The sequence below is a fragment of the Ruegeria arenilitoris genome (assembly GCF_013032855.1).
Taxonomy (GTDB): Bacteria; Pseudomonadota; Alphaproteobacteria; order Rhodobacterales; family Rhodobacteraceae; genus Ruegeria; species Ruegeria arenilitoris.
On sequence record NZ_WQDA01000003.1, the window covers coordinates 496446 to 513072 of the forward strand.

Genomic DNA, 16627 nt, shown 5'->3' on the forward strand with positions numbered 1-16627 from the left:
GATGGCAAAAAACAGAAAACCCGATGCCGACAAGCTGCCGGTCAGTCAGCGAATTGACAGCCGGATGCCAAATCCCAAGCGCCGCGAGATGAGCCCGACGGACTGGGCCATCAAGGGTGAGCTTATCCTGAACTGCTCCTGCGACGTGTTCTGCCCCTGCGTGGTTTCGCTGGGGGCGCACCCTCCGACCGAAGGGCATTGTCATGCGTGGATGGGCGTGATCATTGACGAGGGACACTATGAAGGTGAGGACCTGTCAGGTCTGAACGTCGGTCTGCTGGTCGATATTCCTGGCCGGATGGGCGAAGGCCAGTGGAAGGTTGCCGCTTACGTGGATGAGCGCGCAAGTGGCAAGGCGTACAACGGCCTGTTGCAGATTTTCAGCGGGCAGGCCGGTGGCACCACTGGGCTGTTCACGATGCTGGTGAGTGAAATCATCGGGGCCGAGCGTGCTCCGGTGCAGATCGAGCGCGACGGCAACAAACGCCGCATCGTCATCGGCCGCAAGATCCAGGGTGAGATCGAGATGCTGGCAGGCAAAGATCCCGAGCATCCGGTCATGGTGTCCAATTCCAAGTATTGGATGGGCCCGGACATCATCGTGGCGCGTGGCACCAAGTCGAAGGTGCGCGATTATGGTCGTGTCTGGGATTTCGGCGGCAAATCTGCCGAAATCTGCCCGATCGACTGGCACGGACCCAAGTGATGATCACCGGCGCCTATGCACAGCAGATGGCCCGCTATAACCGCTGGCAGAACAGCCAGTTGGCGGGCTTTCTTCAAGAGCTTTCGCCCGAGGAGTTGACCCGGGAGCGCGGTGCGTTTTTCGGGTCGATCCTGGGGACTGCCAACCATCTGCTGTGGGGCGACTGGATTTGGATGTCGCGGTTCGACAAAGGTCCGGGGCCTGATAGCAATCCGCACCGCAAGGGCGGCGGTATTCACGAAAGCGTCCACCTGTGCCCGGATCTGGCGCACTGGCTTCCACTGCGCGAGACCATCGATGCGCGGATCGATGCTTGGGTTGAAACTCTGGGCGACGAGCCAATCTCGGGTCCGTTCACCTGGTATTCCGCGGCAAAAGAAGAAGACATTACATTACCTTACGCCGTGTGTGTGATGCATTTTTTCAATCATCAAACGCATCACCGGGGACAAATCCACAAAATGCTGACCGAGGCCGGGTCTGGGGCCCCGGTCAGTGATCTCGTTTTCTTGCCCGAGGAGGTCTAAGTGCCACAGATTTCTTTGTCGCGCCGGCTGCGGCGCACGCCGTTCTCCGACGGGGTCGAGGCGGCCGGTGTCAAAGGTTATACCGTGTACAACCGGATGTTGCTGCCCACGGTATTTGAAAGCGTCGAGGCCGACTATCGGCATCTCAAAACCCACGTGCAGGTCTGGGACGTATCATGCGAGCGGCAGGTCGAACTGCGCGGTCCCGATGCGGCGCGGCTGATGCAGATGCTGACCCCGCGCGACCTGCGCGGCATGCTGCCGGGCCAGTGCTACTATGTGCCGATCGTGGACGAAACCGGGGGAATGCTGAACGATCCCGTGGCGGTGAAACTGGCGGATGACCGCTGGTGGATTTCGATCGCAGACAGCGATTTGCTGTTGTGGGTTAAAGGCTTGGCCAACGGATATCGGCTGGATGTTCTGGTGGATGAACCAGACGTGTCGCCCTTGGCGGTGCAGGGACCCAACTCGGATGACCTGATGGCGCGGGTCTTTGGCGACCGGGTGCGTGATATCCGCTTCTTCAAGTTCGACATGTTCCAGTTCGAGGGGCGTGATCTGGCGATTGCGCGGTCGGGCTATTCCAAACAGGGCGGGTTCGAGATCTATGTCGAAGGCGGCGACGTCGGCATGCCCTTGTGGAATGCGCTTTTCGCCGCCGGAGAGGACCTGCAGGTTCGGGCGGGCTGCCCCAACCTGATCGAGCGGATCGAGGGCGGGTTGCTGTCTTACGGCAATGACATGACCGATGACAACACTCCCCATGAATGCGGGTTGGGCAAGTTCTGCAACACGCATACGGCCATTGGCTGCATCGGGCGGGATGCGCTGTTGCGGGTGGCCAAAGAGGGGCCGGTTCAGCAAATCCGCCCGATCGCGATCGAGGGCGACGCGGTGCCCCCCTGTGATCGGCCGTGGCCGGTCTATGGCGGCGGCAAGCGTGTGGGCCAGGTGACCTCGGCTACCTGGTCGCCGGATTTTCAAACCAACGTGTCGATCGGTATGCTGCGGCTGAGCCATTGGGATCCGGGAACGCAGGTCGAAGTCGAAACGCCGTCTGGAATGCGGACTGCAATCGTGCAGGACAAGTTCTGGATTTGAGCCGGGAAGGGCGCGCGGGACGCGCCCGGGAAGCATTTGGGCCAGATGAGAGATCGATCGGGCCACGGTCAATGAAAGGAATTGGAATATGTTCAACGCTTTGGTGATGGAAAAGGACGAGGAAAGCGGACTGGCCAGCCCGGTGATCAAGCAGATCTCGGAAGATGACTTGCCGCATGGTGAAGTACGTGTGGCCGTCGAGTTCTCGACCGTCAACTACAAGGATGGTTTGTGCATGTCGCCCAAGGGCGGCGGTCTGGTCCGAAATTACCCGCATGTGCCCGGGATCGACTATGCCGGAACTGTCGAAGAATCCTCAGACGACAGGTACAAGCCCGGCGACAAAGTGGTGTTGACCGGTTGGCGCGTGGGTGAGGCGCATTGGGGTGGATACGCCCAGAAGGCCAGCGCGCTGGCCGATTGGCTCGTCCCTCTGCCCGAGGGGTTGAGCACGCGCCGGGCCATGGCCGTGGGAACTGCCGGTTTTACCGCGATGCTGGCGGTGATGGCGCTGGAAGATCACGGTCTGACGCCCGACCGCGGGCCGGTTCTGGTAACCGGTGCAGCCGGGGGCGTCGGCTCGGTTGCCACGGCGATTTTGGCCAATCTGGGATACGAAGTTGCGGCAGTGACCGGGCGGCCTGAAACCGAAGGCTATCTGAAGGCGCTTGGTGCGACGTCGATCGTGCCGCGTGACGAGTTGAACGAAACCACCAAACGTCCGCTGGAAAGCGAAACCTGGGCTGGCTGCGTTGATGCCGTCGGGGGCGCAATGCTGGCGCGCGTTCTGGGTCAGATGAAGTATGGCGCCTCAGTGGCAGCGGTCGGTCTGGCCGGTGGCGCGGGCTTGCCGGCGACCGTCATTCCGTTCCTGCTGCGCGGAGTCAACCTGTTGGGTATCGACAGCGTGATGCAGCCGTTCGACAACCGACTGCGGGCCTGGCAGCGGGTGGCTTCGGATCTGCCGATGGACAAGCTGGAAGCGATGATTCAGCCGGCCACTCTGAATGATCTTCCGAAGCTGGGTGCCGACATCCTCAACGGTCAGGTCAAGGGACGCGTGGTCGTTGACCTGAACGCCTGAGCCTTAGTTTTTTCTGTGCCAGACCGGCCCGCCACAGGGTCGGTCTTTTTTGTTTGGGGGATCGGTTTTTTCGCGGAAACAACTCTGGTCATTGCCACATTTCCCGATCATGATTGCTATACATCCCAGGTGCGATGGCGTAAGAGCCATTCCAACATCACCTGAAGACGGGGAGTGAGCAGCATGTCTGACGATTTTGAACTGGACACCGATGATTTGAAACGCCGCATGGATGGCGCGATGGCCAACCTCAGAACCGAATTCGCGTCGCTGCGCACCGGGCGTGCGTCGGCTTCGATGCTCGAGCCGGTTATGGTGGATGCGTATGGGTCGATGACACCGATCAACCAGGTCGGCACTGTAAACGTTCCCGAGCCGCGCATGGTCACCGTGAATGTTTGGGACAAGTCCTTGGTCGGCAAAGTGGAAAAGGCGATCCGGGAAAGCGGACTGGGCATCAACCCGCAGCTGAACGGAACGATCATCATGCTGCCTATCCCCGAGCTGAACGAAGAGCGCCGCCGCGAGCTGGGCAAAGTGGCCGGGCAATACGCCGAACACGCCCGCGTTGCCATTCGCAACGTGCGCCGCGATGGCATGGATCAGATCAAGAAAGCCAAGGCCGACGGCCTGTCGGAAGACGATCAGAAGTTCTGGGAAACCGAGGTTCAGGAACTGACCGACCAGATGATCAAGGCCGTAGATGCGGCCCTTGAGGCCAAGCAGGCCGAAATCATGCAGGTTTGAGCGCAAGCCATGCCCGCTGATCCCCAAAACGAGCCCCCCTGTGGTCCGCGTCACGTGGCCATCATCATGGATGGCAACGGTAGGTGGGCCCAGGCGCGCGGCCGGCCACGGCTGTACGGGCATCACGCCGGTGCCCGTCGGGTGCGCGAAGTGGTCGAAGCCTGCCCGGGGCTGGGGATCAAGTACCTGACGATTTTTGCCTTCTCGACGGAAAACTGGAAACGGACCCAGGTCGAGGTTGCCGGTTTGATGAGCCTGTTCAAGCGCTACATCATCAAGGAAACCCGAACCCTGGCCCAAAACGGTATCCGTGTCCGATTCATCGGCGACAGGGTGCGGCTGGATGCCAAACTGATCGAGTTGATGGACACGTTGGAGCGCGAGACGTCCGACAATGACCTTGTCCACCTGACCGTCGCTCTCAACTATGGTGGTCGGGACGAAGTGGCCCGGGCAACCAAGCGGCTGGCGCGGGACGTTGCCGCAGGCAACCTGCGGCCAGAAGATGTCGACGAGGAAACGCTGCCCAGATATCTGGACACGCGCGTCCTGCCTGACCCCGATCTGGTCATTCGCACCAGCGGCGAGGCGCGGATATCGAATTTCCTTCTCTGGCAATCCGCTTACTCGGAATACGAATTCATCGACACGCTCTGGCCCGACTTCACCGCGGCCGAGCTGGAACGGCTGTGCAAGAGCTTCGGGTCGCGCGAACGCCGGTTCGGAGCAGTTCCGGCATGACGGACGGCCGATGGTCCGACCTCACCACCCGGGTGTTGTCTGCCCTGGTACTGGTCGCTATTGGAGCGGTCGAGGTTTGGCTGGGCGGACTATGGTTCGAGACATTTGTTGCCGCAGCGTGCGGTCTGATGACCTGGGAACTGGTTCGCATGATCGATTCCGATCGGATGGGCGTCGCGGTTCAGTTGGGAATCCTGACCGGCGTTGCCGTCATGCTCAGCTATCATGTTCCGCCGCTCTACAAACTGCCCTTTCTGATCGCGCCCGCACTGGTCGGGGCAGGGCAGGTCTCGCACTCACGCGGGATCTACGTGCTGTTTGCCATGTGGATTGCCTGTGCGGGTTACGGGTTCATCCAGATCCGCGAGACGATGGGGTTTGGCTGGATGGTCTGGTTGATCCTGGTCGTCGTTGCCACGGACGTAGCTGGTTACTTTGTGGGAAAGACGTTCGGTGGCCCGAAGTTCTGGCCGCGGGTCAGCCCCAAGAAAACCTGGTCGGGCACGGCGGGCGGCTGGGTGGCAGCCGCGCTGGTGGGCGCAGCCGTTGCCGCGTATGCCGGGTTTGGCTATCGGTTTGTTTTGGTTTCGGTCCTGGCCTCGATGGCCAGCCAGGCCGGTGATATCGTGGAAAGCGCCGTCAAGCGGCGGTTCGGGGTCAAAGACAGCTCGAACCTGGTGCCAGGACATGGCGGTTTTCTGGATCGATTTGACGGCATGATGGGTGCATCGCTGATGGTTCTGATCGCGTCGCTGGTCTATTCGCCCGGGGAAATCTGATGCGAAAGGTTTCGATATTCGGCGCGACCGGATCGATTGGCCAGAATACGATCGATCTGATTGCTCGGGCCCCGGAGGATTACAAGGTGGTCGCCGTCACCGGCGGGGCGAATGTCCGGCAGTTGGCGCAGGACGCCCGCCGGCTGGGCGCTGAAGTGGCAGTAACCGCCTTTGACCAGCATCTGGATGATCTTCGTGATGCATTGTCCGGCACAGGGATCGAGGCTGCCGCGGGCGCAACCGCGCTGATCGAAGCGGCCGCTCGCCCAGCAGACTGGGTCATGTCCGCCATTGTTGGCTCGGCCGGTTTGGCGCCGGGGCTTGAGGCTTTGAAGCAGGGCGCGACCCTGGCCTTGGCAAACAAGGAAACGCTGGTGTGTGCCGGCCCGCTTGTTCTGGAAACCGCGGAACGCCATGGCGCGCGTCTGCTGCCTGTCGACAGCGAGCATTCGGCGGTCTTTCAGGCGCTTGTGGGTGAAGACATGGATGCGGTCGAACGCATCATCATCACTGCCAGCGGCGGCGCCTTTCGCGACTGGCCGGTCGAGAAGCTGGCCGGCGCTACGGTCGAGCAAGCTTCGAGCCACCCCAATTGGGACATGGGACAGCGGATAACAATCGACAGCGCCTCGATGTTCAACAAGGCGTTGGAAGTGATCGAGACCAAAGAGTTTTTCGGGATCAACCCTGACCAGATCGAGGTTGTGGTTCACCCGGAATCCATCGTGCATGCTCTGGTCGGATTTCGCGATGGCGCAGTGATGGCGCATTTGGGCGCGCCTGATATGCGGCACGCGATCGGCTATGCTCTGCATTGGCCCGAAAGGCGCGACCTGCCTGTGCCGCGCCTGGACTTGGCCAAGTTGGGTCAGCTGCGTTTTCGTGATCCGGACCCGGCGCGCTACCCGGCCTTGCGGCTGGCCCGCGAGGTCATGCGGCGCGGTGGCCTGTCAGGCGCGATCTTCAACGCCGCCAAGGAGCGTGCGTTGGATCATTTCATCGGTCAACGCATCGGCTTTCTGGACATGACCGACGCCGTGGCCGCCGTTCTGGACCGTTTCGACGATGCAGGCGGCCTTATTGATGCCCCTTTGACCCTTGATAACGTCCTGAAAACGGACCATCTGGCACGTCAATGGGTGGATGACGCCGTACTACGAAGAGCAGGATAGAATTTTGGACATACTCTCGCTGATCCCGCAATTTGGTGGGCTGGTCTATACGATTGCCGCATTCGTCGTGGCGCTGTCCGTCATCGTGGCGGTGCATGAATACGGGCATTACATCGTTGGCCGCTGGTCCGGGATCCATGCCGAGGTGTTCTCGTTGGGGTTTGGTCCGGTGCTATGGAGCCGAATGGACAAACGCGGCACCAAATGGCAGATCGCTCTGCTGCCTTTTGGCGGCTACGTGAAATTCCTGGGCGATGCCAATGCGGCCTCGGGCAAGGACACCGAGACGATGGCCGAAATCACCACGCAAAGCCCCGAGGAATTGCGTCGAACGATGCATGGCGCACCGCTTTGGGCGCGGACTGCCACGGTTGCGGCCGGGCCGGTCTTCAATTTCGTTCTGTCGATCCTTGTCTTCGGCTTGATCTTCTGGTCGCAAGGCGTGACCCGCGAGCCACTGACGGTCGGATCGCTGAAACCTCTGCCGGGCACCGTGCAGGAGCTTCAGGAGGGGGACGAAATCGTTGCGATCGCCGGCATCCCCACGCCTGATTTCGATCAGGAGGGGGCTTGGACCGAGTTTACCGAAGCGCTGCCGGTGCAGCCGGTTCTCGAATACACTGTCATCCGCGACGGCCAGACCCTCGACGTGTCGGCACCGTGGCTGTTCCCGCCCTTGATCCAGCAGGTCGCCCCGCGTAGTGCTGCGATGGATATCCAGTTGCAGGCGGGCGACGTCATCACCTCGGTTGATGGCGAACCGATTTTTGCCTTCGAACAGCTTAAGGAAAAGGTCGAAAGCTCGGACGGAAAGGTGCTTCTGCTGGACGTCTGGCGCGACGGCGCCGAGTTGGAATTTGCACTGGCGCCGCGTCGCACGGATGAACCGCAGGCGGACGGCGGCTTCAAAACCGAATGGCGGATTGGAATCGTCGGCGGCATGATGCTGGTGCCGGCGACCGAACCTGCGGGTCTAGTCGACTCGCTGCATGGCGGTGTCATCCAGACCGGCCGCATCATCGAGGGGTCGCTGTCCGGTATTTGGCACATGGTCACCGGTGCGATCAGCACCTGCAACATGTCCGGACCCATTGGTATCGCGGAAACCTCAGGAGCGATGGCGAGCCAAGGGGCACAGAGCTTCATCTTCTTCATCGCGGTTCTGTCCACTGCTGTAGGCTTGCTGAACCTGTTCCCAATCCCGGCATTGGACGGGGGCCACCTTGTTTTCTATGCCTATGAAGCAGTCGCGGGGAAACCGCCCAGCGACCGAGCTTTGCAACTGTTGATGGCGGTGGGCATCACGTTGATTCTCAGCCTCATGATCTTCTCGGTAAGCAACGACCTGTTCTGCTGATTGTGGCGGCATTGACGCGTTGCGGTCGCAAAATTGCCTCAATTCAAACCTATTCTGTTTGGGGTAATTTTGCCGAGACATGCAACCAAGCGGGCTGTGACCAATGACCAAGGCATTGCGGAATTCCTACCGAGGCTTCAGCTTCCTGTTCGTATTGAACTGGGACGCGTTGCTCAGCTTTGGGCTGACCGCTTTGGCACTGGCCGGCGCCGCATATCTGGCCGGTATGTGATTCCCCATACCCAGCTGAACGACCCGAGCGCGACCGATCCGGTCGCGTTTTTCGTTTGTGCTTTTGACAAGGCCCATCAGAGCGGCTACTCAACTTCTAAAGTCCGAAATTCTAGGTAGAGACAAAAATGGCTTACAGGAGAGGCGCGGGCACATCCTGCGGTACTGCGCAACCGCACGGCAACATTTTGTGGCGGGCACTAACGATTTTTTTCCTCTTTGCGGCAATGAGTTTTACGGCGGTACCGCAAGCCGCCCAGGCCCAGACCTACACGATTTCGTCGTTCGATGTTCAGGGCAACCGTCGCATTGAGACGTCCACCATCATCGCCCGGACAGGAATCACACCGGGTCAGACAGTCACAGCGGGCCAGTTGAATGACGCGTACCAGCGTTTGCTTGACAGTGGTGTTTTTGAGACAGTCGAATTGGCCCCGCGCGGGAACACTCTGGTGATCGAGGTCGCCGAGTATCCGACGATCAACAAGATCAGCATCGAGGGCAATCGCCGCGTCAAGGACGACGTGTTGATCCAGGCAATCTCGTCGCAGCCTCGCCGGGTGTTCACCCCGCAGGTCGCGGAGTCCGACGCTGACAAGATCGCCGAAATCTACTCGGCGCAAGGGCGTGTGTCGGCCACTGTCATTCCGCGGATCATCCGCCGCAGCGACAACCGGGTGGATCTGGTTTTTGAAGTCGCCGAAGGCACCACGATTGAGATCGAGCGCGTCAGCTTTGTTGGAAACCGTGCATATTCCGACCGTCGTCTGCGCCGTGTTCTTGAATCCAAGCAGGCCAACATCCTGCGCACCTTCCTGCGCGGTGACACGTTCATTGCCGACCGCATCGAATTCGACAAACAGGTTTTGCGTGATTTCTACCTGTCGCGCGGCTATGTCGATTTTCGGATCAACAGCGCCAATGTCGAGTTCACGCGTGAGCGCGACGCCTTCTATCTGGTGATGAACATCACCGAAGGTCAGAAATTCTCGTTCGGCAACATCTCGACGGTCAGCGAAATCCCGGGCGTTGATGCGGCCGAGTATCAGAAGGCCCTCAAGATCAAACCCGGTGTTACGTATTCGCCAACTCTGATTGAGAATTCGATCGCTCGGCAGGAGCGTCTTGGCCTGAAGCAGGGCGTCGACTTTCTGCGCGTTGAGCCGCGTGTGACCCGCAACGACCGTGACCTGACGCTGGACGTTCAGTTCGTGCTGACCAGAGGCCCGCGCATTTTCGTCGAACGGATCGACATCGAGGGCAACACGACCACTCTGGACCGGGTCATCCGGCGCCAGTTCGACACGGTCGAGGGTGACCCCTTCAACCCGCGCGAAATCCGGCAGAGTGCCGAACGTATCCGGGCCTTGGGTTTCTTCTCGGTCGCGGATGTGGAAACTCGCGAAGGGTCCAGCCCCAGCCAGGTGATCGTGGACGTGGATGTCCAGGAGCAGCCGACCGGTTCGCTGGCGTTGGGCGGCAGCTACTCGGTTTCCGACGGTTTCGGGATCGCCATCCGGCTTGAGGAACGGAACTTCCTCGGGCGCGGACAGGAATTTGGCCTGACGCTGTCGACTGCGCAGGACTCTGAGCAGTACGTCATCAACTTTGCCGAACCGTACCTGTTGGGCCGGAAACTGCGTTTCGATCTGGGCTTTGGCCTTTCAAGGACCAATTCCAGCTTTGCCAGCTATGACACCAAGAGCGTGTTCATCAATCCGCAGCTCAGCTATGCGATTGGCGAACTGTCCTCGTTGCGGCTGCGTTACAACTGGAACAAGTCCGAGATGTCGCAGCAGGATGACGAGGTCAACGGGGCAGTCATCGCGTCGGAAATCGCGCAAGGCAAGCGTTCGACAAGCTCGCTGGGGCTGGCCTATGTCTATGACAGCCGGCTGGGCGGCCTGAACCCGAATGCAGGTGTTCTGTTCGAGGTCGGCGTGGACGCGGCTGGCCTTGGTGGCGACAACAAGTACTTCAAGACCTCGACCCGGGCGATTGCTCAGACAAAGGTTCTGAACGAGGAGATGACGCTGCGGGCGTCCTTCGAGGCCGGCGCGCTCCATTGGCAGGGTGACGACTTCAGCCGGGCAATTGACCGTTATGTTCTGGGTCCGACAACGTTCCGCGGCTTCGAGCCGGCCGGTATCGGCCCTCGTGACCTGTCGAATGGGCAGGATGATGCTATCGGCGGCAACTACTACTGGGTCGCCCGGTTCGAGTCGGACTTCCCGTTGGGTCTGCCCGAGGAACTGGGGCTGCGCGGCGGTGTCTTCTATGACATCGGCAACCTGTACAACATCAACAATGTTGATACGACAGGTGCCAATATCGTCGGCGCAGACGGCTCGATCCGTCAGGTCATCGGCGTCTCGCTGCTATGGGATACGCCGTTCGGTCCGCTGCGGTTCAACTTCTCGCAGGCCGTGAAGAAGGAAGACTTCGACAAAGAGCAGAACTTCGACTTTACCATTCAGGCACGGTTCTGACGTCCATGGTCAAAGCGATATCGAAGTTTGTACAGGGCCCGTCACGGGCCCTGTGTGTTTTGATCTTCCTGGTGGTGTCGCTCCCACTGGCCGCCCAGCAGTTGGGTGTACCGCAATCCGGCGTGCTGACCATCTCCAGCGACCGGATATTTACCGAGTCCGCATTCGGGCGACGGGTTTTTGATGAGATCGAAGCAGAAAGTGCTGCGCTGGCCGCTGAAAATGAACGCATCGTTGCCGAGCTGAGCCGCGAGGAAAAAGAGCTGACGCAAAAGCGCGAAGTCCTGAGCCCCGAGGAGTTCCGCCCGCTTGCAGAAGCCTTCGACCGAAAGGTCCAGTCTCACCGCGAGGGGCAACGCGCGAAACTGGATGCTCTGGCCCGCCGCAGTGACGAGGCGCGCAATCAGTTCTTTGAGCTGGCGCAGCCTATGCTCATCGACCTTCTGCGTGAAACAGGCGCGTCGCTGATCATCGAACGATCCAACGTGTTTCTCAGCTCGGACGCCTCGGATGTTACGGCCATCGCCATCCGCAGGATCGACGCTGCCATCGGCGACGGATCGCAGCTGGAAGAGGGCGACAAGCCATAGCGTGGCTTGCCCTTGGGTACGGGTATTGCTAACCACGCGTGAACGAGACCTCGAGAACAGGACATCCTGAAAATGACCACGGAAACCAAGAGCGCCGACATTCAGCTGATCCAGCGGATCCTGCCGCATCGCTATCCGTTCCTGCTGGTTGACAAGGTGGAAGAGATTGACGGCTATCAGTCGGCGGTTGGTATCAAGAACGTCACCATGAACGAGCCACATTTCCAGGGCCATTTCCCCGGAACGCCGATCATGCCCGGCGTGACCATCGTCGAAGCGATGGCACAAACCGCAGGTGTTATGCTGGGCGTCGGCATGGATGTCATCGACAGCGAGCTGCTGATCTATTTCATGAATATCGACAAATGCAAATTCCGCCGCAAAGTGGTGCCGGGTGACGTGCTGAAAATGCATGTCGAAACCGTGCGCGGCAAGAAGGGCGGCAAGATCTTCAAGTTCAGCGGCCGTGCGACCGTTGACGGCGAAGTGGCGGCCGAGGCTGAGTTCTCGGCCTATGTCGATTGGGATATGGAAAAAACAGCATGAGCCGAATTCATCCCAGCGCGATCATCGAAGACGGCGCTCAGATCGGCCAGGACTGCGTAATCGGCCCGTTCTGCCATGTGGGGCCACAGGTGCGTTTGGGCGACCGAGTCGAATTGAAATCGCATGTGGTTGTCACAGGGGATACCTCTATCGGTGACGACTGCGTCATCTTCAACTTTTCGGTGATTGGTGAAATCCCGCAGGACCTCAAGTTCGGGGGCGAAAACACGCGGCTGGAAATTGGCAAGCGAAACCGCATCAGGGAACACGTTACGGTCAATACCGGCACCGAGGGTGGCGGCGGCGTCACTCGCATCGGCGATGACTGCCTACTGATGGCCGGGGTCCATGTGGCCCATGACGTGCAGATCGGCAACCGGGTGATCATGGTGAACCATTCCGGCGCCGCCGGCCACTGCATCATCGAGGATGACGTGATCATCGGCGGCATTTCCGGTTTGCATCAATGGGTGCGCGTGGGGCGCGGCGCCATCATCGGTGCGCTGACCATGGTGCCCAACGATGTCATTCCTTACGGCTTGGTTCAGGCCTCGCGTGGTGAATTGGAGGGGCTGAACCTTGTTGGCCTGAAACGCCGTGGCGTTTCCCGCGCGGACATTTCGGCCCTGCGTGCGGCCTTTCGCGAGCTGTCCGAAGGCGAGGGCACCTTTATGGACCGCGCCAAGCGTCTGGGCGACAGCACAGACAGCGACTATGTGCGTCAGATCGTGGAATTCGTGACGGGCGAAAGCGATCGTTCGTTCCTGACACCAAGGAAATAGGATCATGTTGGCTCTGATCGCGGGAACAGGGGTTTTGCCGGACGAACTGGTTGCGCACCTGCCGGAACGCCCCTTGGTTTGCGCGATGGAGGGATTTCAGCCCGACACTCTGACGCCAGACGTGACCTTCCCGCTGGAGCAGTTGGGCAGTTTTGTCGCCGAGCTCAAAGCGCGCGGCGTCACAGATGCATGCCTCGCAGGTGCCGTCCGCAGGCCAGACATAAACCCCGCCCGGATTGACGCGCAGACCATGCCCTTGGTTCCGATCATACAGCAGGCGTTGATGTCGGGTGACGACGGAGCTTTGCGGGCGGTGATCGGCATTTTGGAGGGAGCCGGACTGCGCGTGCGGGCCGCGCACGAAATTGCTCCGGACCTGTTGCCGCCTCTCGGGTGTCTGACTCAGGCACAGCCGACCGAGGCGGAGCTGGGCGATGCAAACCGGGCCGTGGGTGTCCTGCGGGCCATGGGGGCAGCGGATATCGGACAGGCTTGCGTTGTTCACAAAGGCCAAGTTCTGGTTGTCGAAGGGGCCTTCGGCACGGCCTGGATGCTGCAATCGCTGGCCGCGCGCCCGGATGCGGGCGGTGGTATTCTGTTCAAGGGCCCCAAGCCGGGCCAGGACAGACGTGCCGATCTGCCTGCCATCGGCCCCGAAACAGTATCCAGCGCCGTTGCGGCCGGATTGTCCGGCATCGTCATCGAAAAGGGTGGGGTGATCGTGTTGGACCGGCCCCAAGTGATCGCGGAATGCGACCGCCTCGGCCTGTTCCTGCACGTACATGAGCGGGCCGTCTGATGCGCGTCTTTCTGGTCGCCGGTGAACCGTCGGGCGACCGTCTGGGCGGTGCGTTGATGGAGGGGTTGAAGGCCCTTGTTCCGGACGTCGAATTCGACGGGATCGGCGGGCCGCTGATGCAGGCTCAGGGTCTGGTCAGCCGCTTTCCGATGTCCGAGCTCAGCGTGATGGGCCTTGTCGAGGTTCTGCCCAAGTTCTTTCACCTCAAGCGCCGCATCGCCGAAACTGCTCAGGCCGTTCTGGACGCCCAGCCCGACGTTCTGATCACCATCGACAGCCCCGACTTTTCGCTGCGCGTGGCCAAGCAGGTCAAGGCGCGCAGCAATATACGGACGGTGCACTATGTGGCGCCCAGCGTCTGGGCCTGGCGGCCGGGACGGGCCGACAAGATGGCCAAGGTCATCGACCATGTTCTGGCCCTGCTGCCGTTCGAGCCGCCCTATATGGAAAACGCCGGAATGGAGTGCGATTTCGTCGGCCATCCGGTGGCCAACGAGCCGGTTGCAACCGACGCGCAGATCGCGCAGTTCCGCGCCGATCACGGGCTGGGCGACGCGCCGATCGTGCTGGCCTTGCCCGGCTCGCGCCGGGGCGAGGTCGATCGGCTGGCACCCGTATTCGGCGCGGCGCTTGACCTGTATCTGAAAGACCGCCCCGACATGCGGGTGGTGGTTCCGGCGGTCGCGCATGTTGCCGAAACCGTGGCCGCCCATGTCCGAACCTGGCCGGGTCAGCCGGTCGTGGTGGACCCGCGCAACATCGACACGGATCAGGCGGTTGCCAGCAAGCGCGCGGCCTTTGCCGCCGCCGAGATCGCCCTGGCCGCGTCCGGCACGGTCTCGCTGGAGTTGGCGGCGCAATCCACGCCGATGGTGATTGCCTACAAGCTGACCTGGCTGACTCAGAAGATCGCCGAGCGCATGGTCAAGCTGGATACGGTCACGCTGGTCAACCTGGTGTCCGAGACCCGGACAGTGCCGGAATGCCTGCTGGATGACTGCACGCCCGAAACCATCGCCGCCGCGCTTGCCGCCGTGTCTGCCGCGCCGGGCGCGCAGGAGCAGGCCATGGCCGTCACGATGGAACGTCTCGGTCGCGGTGGCGAAGCGCCCGGGCTTCGGGCCGCGCGCGCGGTGTTGGAGCGGATGACGCCGTGATGCTGGACTATGTGGTTTTTGCGGCCTCGGCCTTCATGGCGCAGGTGCTGACCAATCTCGACAACCTCATGGCGCTGGTCGCCCTGATGATCATCACCGGCCCGCAACGCGCGGTTCTCGGGTTTCTGCTGGCACAGGGGCTGGTGATCGGCGCGGCTTTCCTGCTGGCGCTGGGGGTCGAAGATGTTGTGCCGCACTGGGCCGGCTACCTCGGTGGCATCCCTCTGGCCTTGGGGCTTTTAGGGGCCGTCCGACAACTTCGTGGAGCAAATTCCCAAGACGCACCCGCTGTGCCGGGCAGCGCCTCGGCGCTGGTGACAATGCTGTTGTTCACAAGTCTTTCGATGGACACGTTTGCTGTCCTCGCCCCCTTGCTGGCAGACTCGACCCCCGATTTCCGGCTGGCAGGTGTGCTTGGGGCAGGACTAGCCGCGCTCTCACTTGCGATCGTGGGGCTGATCGGTGGGCGCGCCCAGATCATGACGGGGCGCCTGGCGCAACGGCTGGAGTACCTTGTGCCTTATGTCATGATCTGCGCCGGGCTTTATATCCTCAGCAATTCGTGGACCGACGCGGTTCAGTAACCGCGCCAGATCCAGCCGCCGCCGAAGATGCGGCTGCCCTCGGTTTCATAGAACACGCAGGCCTGCCCGGGCGAGACACCTTCTTCGGGCGTCAGCAACTCGACCTCGGCGGTGGTGTTGGTCAGCGGACGGATGATCGCCTCGCGCGGGGGGCGGGTCGAGCGGACCTTGACCGAAACATGCCATTCTTTCTGCGAGGTGAAGGGCGCATCTCCCAGCCAGTTGATCTCGCGCACGGGGATGGTGCGGGTGGCCAACAGTTCCTTTGGGCCGACGACGACCTGCTTGCGATCCACGTCCAGCTTGACGACATAGAGCGGCTCGCTGAGCCCCCCGATGCCAAGACCGCGCCGCTGGCCGATCGTGTAGTGGATCACGCCCTCATGCTGGCCCAGAACGCGACCGTCGGCGTGAACGATCTCGCCGGGCTCGGCCGCGCCGGGGCGCAGTTTCTCGATCACGCTGGCATAGTTGCCGTTGGGGACGAAGCAGATGTCCTGGCTGTCGGGCTTATCGGCTACGCTCAGCCCGTATTGCGCGGCCATCTCGCGCGTCGCGTCCTTGGACGGCAGATGCCCCAGCGGGAAGCGCAGGAACTCCAACTGCTCGGGCGTGGTTGAGAACAGGAAATAGGACTGGTCGCGGTTGGCATCCTCGGCGCAGTGCAATTCGGGGCCATTGGGGCCCATCTTGCGCTGGATGTAATGGCCGGTCGCCATGCAGTCGGCTTCCAGATCCTTGGCGGTTTCCAGCAGGTCCTTGAACTTGACGCGCTCGTTGCAGCGGATGCAGGGAACCGGAGTCGCGCCGGCCAGATAGCTGTCGGCGAACTCGTCGATCACGGCGTCCTTGAAGATGTTTTCATAATCCAGAACGTAGTGTGGGAAGCCGCGCTCCTCGGCCACGCGGCGGGCGTCGTGGATGTCGATCCCGGCACAGCACGCACCCTTCTTGGCCAGCGCCGCCCCGTGGTCATACAGCTGCAGGGTTACGCCAACAACGTCATAACCCTGATCCGCCAGATACGCCGCCACGACCGAGCTGTCGACACCGCCCGACATGGCGACGACCACCCGCGTTTCCGACGGGGGTTTGGCAAAGCCAAGCGAGTTCAGAGGGGTCTCGGTGTCGAGGGCCATGGGCTGTTCCAGTCCGGGTTAAGAAAGACCGGCAGAATATAGGAAAATTCTACGCACTCTCAAGAGGCGGTTTCACGCCGCATTAAGTAGACT

General features: G+C 61.1%; 18 protein-coding genes. 17 read left to right on the forward strand and 1 reads right to left on the reverse strand.

The window, feature by feature from the left end:
• Nucleotide 1 precedes the first annotated feature (1 nt).
• From GOW72_RS12600 to GOW72_RS12675, 17 genes are all read left to right on the forward strand, one after another.
• Complete coding sequence (locus GOW72_RS12600) at nucleotides 2-706, forward strand: DUF1326 domain-containing protein (protein WP_093962001.1); 705 nt, start codon at nucleotides 2-4, stop codon at nucleotides 704-706.
• Nucleotides 706-1233, forward strand: a complete 528-nt coding sequence (locus GOW72_RS12605) for a DinB family protein (RefSeq protein ID WP_170367072.1) — start codon at nucleotides 706-708, stop codon at nucleotides 1231-1233. Before GOW72_RS12600 ends, GOW72_RS12605 begins: the two co-directional genes overlap by 1 nt.
• Nucleotides 1234-2337 (forward strand): dimethylsulfoniopropionate demethylase, encoded by a 1104-nt coding sequence (locus GOW72_RS12610; protein ID WP_170367073.1) that lies wholly within the window; start codon nucleotides 1234-1236, stop codon nucleotides 2335-2337.
• A gap of 88 nt (nucleotides 2338-2425) precedes the next feature.
• Nucleotides 2426-3421 carry an acryloyl-CoA reductase gene (acuI, locus tag GOW72_RS12615; RefSeq protein ID WP_170339277.1) on the forward strand — a complete coding sequence of 332 codons (996 nt, stop codon included), beginning with the start codon at nucleotides 2426-2428 and terminating at the stop codon, nucleotides 3419-3421.
• A 183-nt stretch (nucleotides 3422-3604) separates the two neighbouring features.
• A complete protein-coding gene (gene frr / locus GOW72_RS12620) occupies nucleotides 3605-4168 on the forward strand; it encodes a ribosome recycling factor (RefSeq protein ID WP_170338696.1) in 564 nt (187 codons plus the stop codon).
• 9 nt (nucleotides 4169-4177) lie between these two features.
• A complete protein-coding gene (gene uppS, locus GOW72_RS12625) occupies nucleotides 4178-4909 on the forward strand; it encodes a polyprenyl diphosphate synthase (RefSeq protein WP_170357748.1) in 732 nt (243 codons plus the stop codon).
• The gene (locus GOW72_RS12630; RefSeq protein ID WP_170338692.1) at nucleotides 4906-5688 is read left to right on the forward strand and encodes a phosphatidate cytidylyltransferase; all 783 of its coding nucleotides are present in this window, start codon (nucleotides 4906-4908) and stop codon (nucleotides 5686-5688) included. Before uppS ends, GOW72_RS12630 begins: the two co-directional genes overlap by 4 nt.
• A complete protein-coding gene (gene dxr / locus GOW72_RS12635; protein WP_170367074.1) occupies nucleotides 5688-6860 on the forward strand; it encodes a 1-deoxy-D-xylulose-5-phosphate reductoisomerase in 1173 nt (390 codons plus the stop codon). The genes GOW72_RS12630 and dxr overlap by 1 nt, the downstream gene beginning before the upstream one ends.
• 4 nt (nucleotides 6861-6864) lie before the next feature.
• A complete protein-coding gene (gene rseP, locus GOW72_RS12640; protein WP_170367205.1) occupies nucleotides 6865-8217 on the forward strand; it encodes an RIP metalloprotease RseP in 1353 nt (450 codons plus the stop codon).
• A gap of 103 nt (nucleotides 8218-8320) precedes the next feature.
• On the forward strand, nucleotides 8321-8449 hold the full coding sequence (locus tag GOW72_RS19040; RefSeq protein WP_254920122.1) for a hypothetical protein: 129 nt from the start codon (nucleotides 8321-8323) through the stop codon (nucleotides 8447-8449).
• 127 nt (nucleotides 8450-8576) lie between these two features.
• Entirely contained in the window at nucleotides 8577-10937 is a 2361-nt protein-coding gene (bamA, locus tag GOW72_RS12645) for an outer membrane protein assembly factor BamA (RefSeq protein ID WP_170367075.1), read from the forward strand.
• A gap of 5 nt (nucleotides 10938-10942) precedes the next feature.
• A complete protein-coding gene (locus GOW72_RS12650) occupies nucleotides 10943-11527 on the forward strand; it encodes an OmpH/Skp family outer membrane protein (protein ID WP_170367076.1) in 585 nt (194 codons plus the stop codon).
• A gap of 72 nt (nucleotides 11528-11599) precedes the next feature.
• Nucleotides 11600-12073: a 3-hydroxyacyl-ACP dehydratase FabZ gene (gene fabZ, locus GOW72_RS12655; RefSeq protein WP_170339263.1), complete on the forward strand. Its 474-nt coding sequence runs from the start codon at nucleotides 11600-11602 to the stop codon at nucleotides 12071-12073.
• Nucleotides 12070-12855 carry an acyl-ACP--UDP-N-acetylglucosamine O-acyltransferase gene (gene lpxA, locus GOW72_RS12660; protein WP_170363500.1) on the forward strand — a complete coding sequence of 262 codons (786 nt, stop codon included), beginning with the start codon at nucleotides 12070-12072 and terminating at the stop codon, nucleotides 12853-12855. The genes fabZ and lpxA overlap by 4 nt, the downstream gene beginning before the upstream one ends.
• A gap of 4 nt (nucleotides 12856-12859) precedes the next feature.
• Nucleotides 12860-13654 (forward strand): LpxI family protein, encoded by a 795-nt coding sequence (locus GOW72_RS12665; protein ID WP_170367077.1) that lies wholly within the window; start codon nucleotides 12860-12862, stop codon nucleotides 13652-13654.
• A complete protein-coding gene (gene lpxB, locus GOW72_RS12670) occupies nucleotides 13654-14811 on the forward strand; it encodes a lipid-A-disaccharide synthase (protein ID WP_170367078.1) in 1158 nt (385 codons plus the stop codon). Before GOW72_RS12665 ends, lpxB begins: the two co-directional genes overlap by 1 nt.
• Nucleotides 14811-15395: a hypothetical protein gene (locus GOW72_RS12675; RefSeq protein WP_174822860.1), complete on the forward strand. Its 585-nt coding sequence runs from the start codon at nucleotides 14811-14813 to the stop codon at nucleotides 15393-15395. The genes lpxB and GOW72_RS12675 overlap by 1 nt, the downstream gene beginning before the upstream one ends.
• Here GOW72_RS12675 and mnmA read toward each other — a convergent pair.
• The gene (gene mnmA / locus GOW72_RS12680; protein WP_170367080.1) at nucleotides 15389-16534 is read right to left on the reverse strand and encodes a tRNA 2-thiouridine(34) synthase MnmA; all 1146 of its coding nucleotides are present in this window, start codon (nucleotides 16532-16534) and stop codon (nucleotides 15389-15391) included. The genes GOW72_RS12675 and mnmA overlap by 7 nt on opposite strands.
• Nucleotides 16535-16627 lie beyond the last annotated feature (93 nt).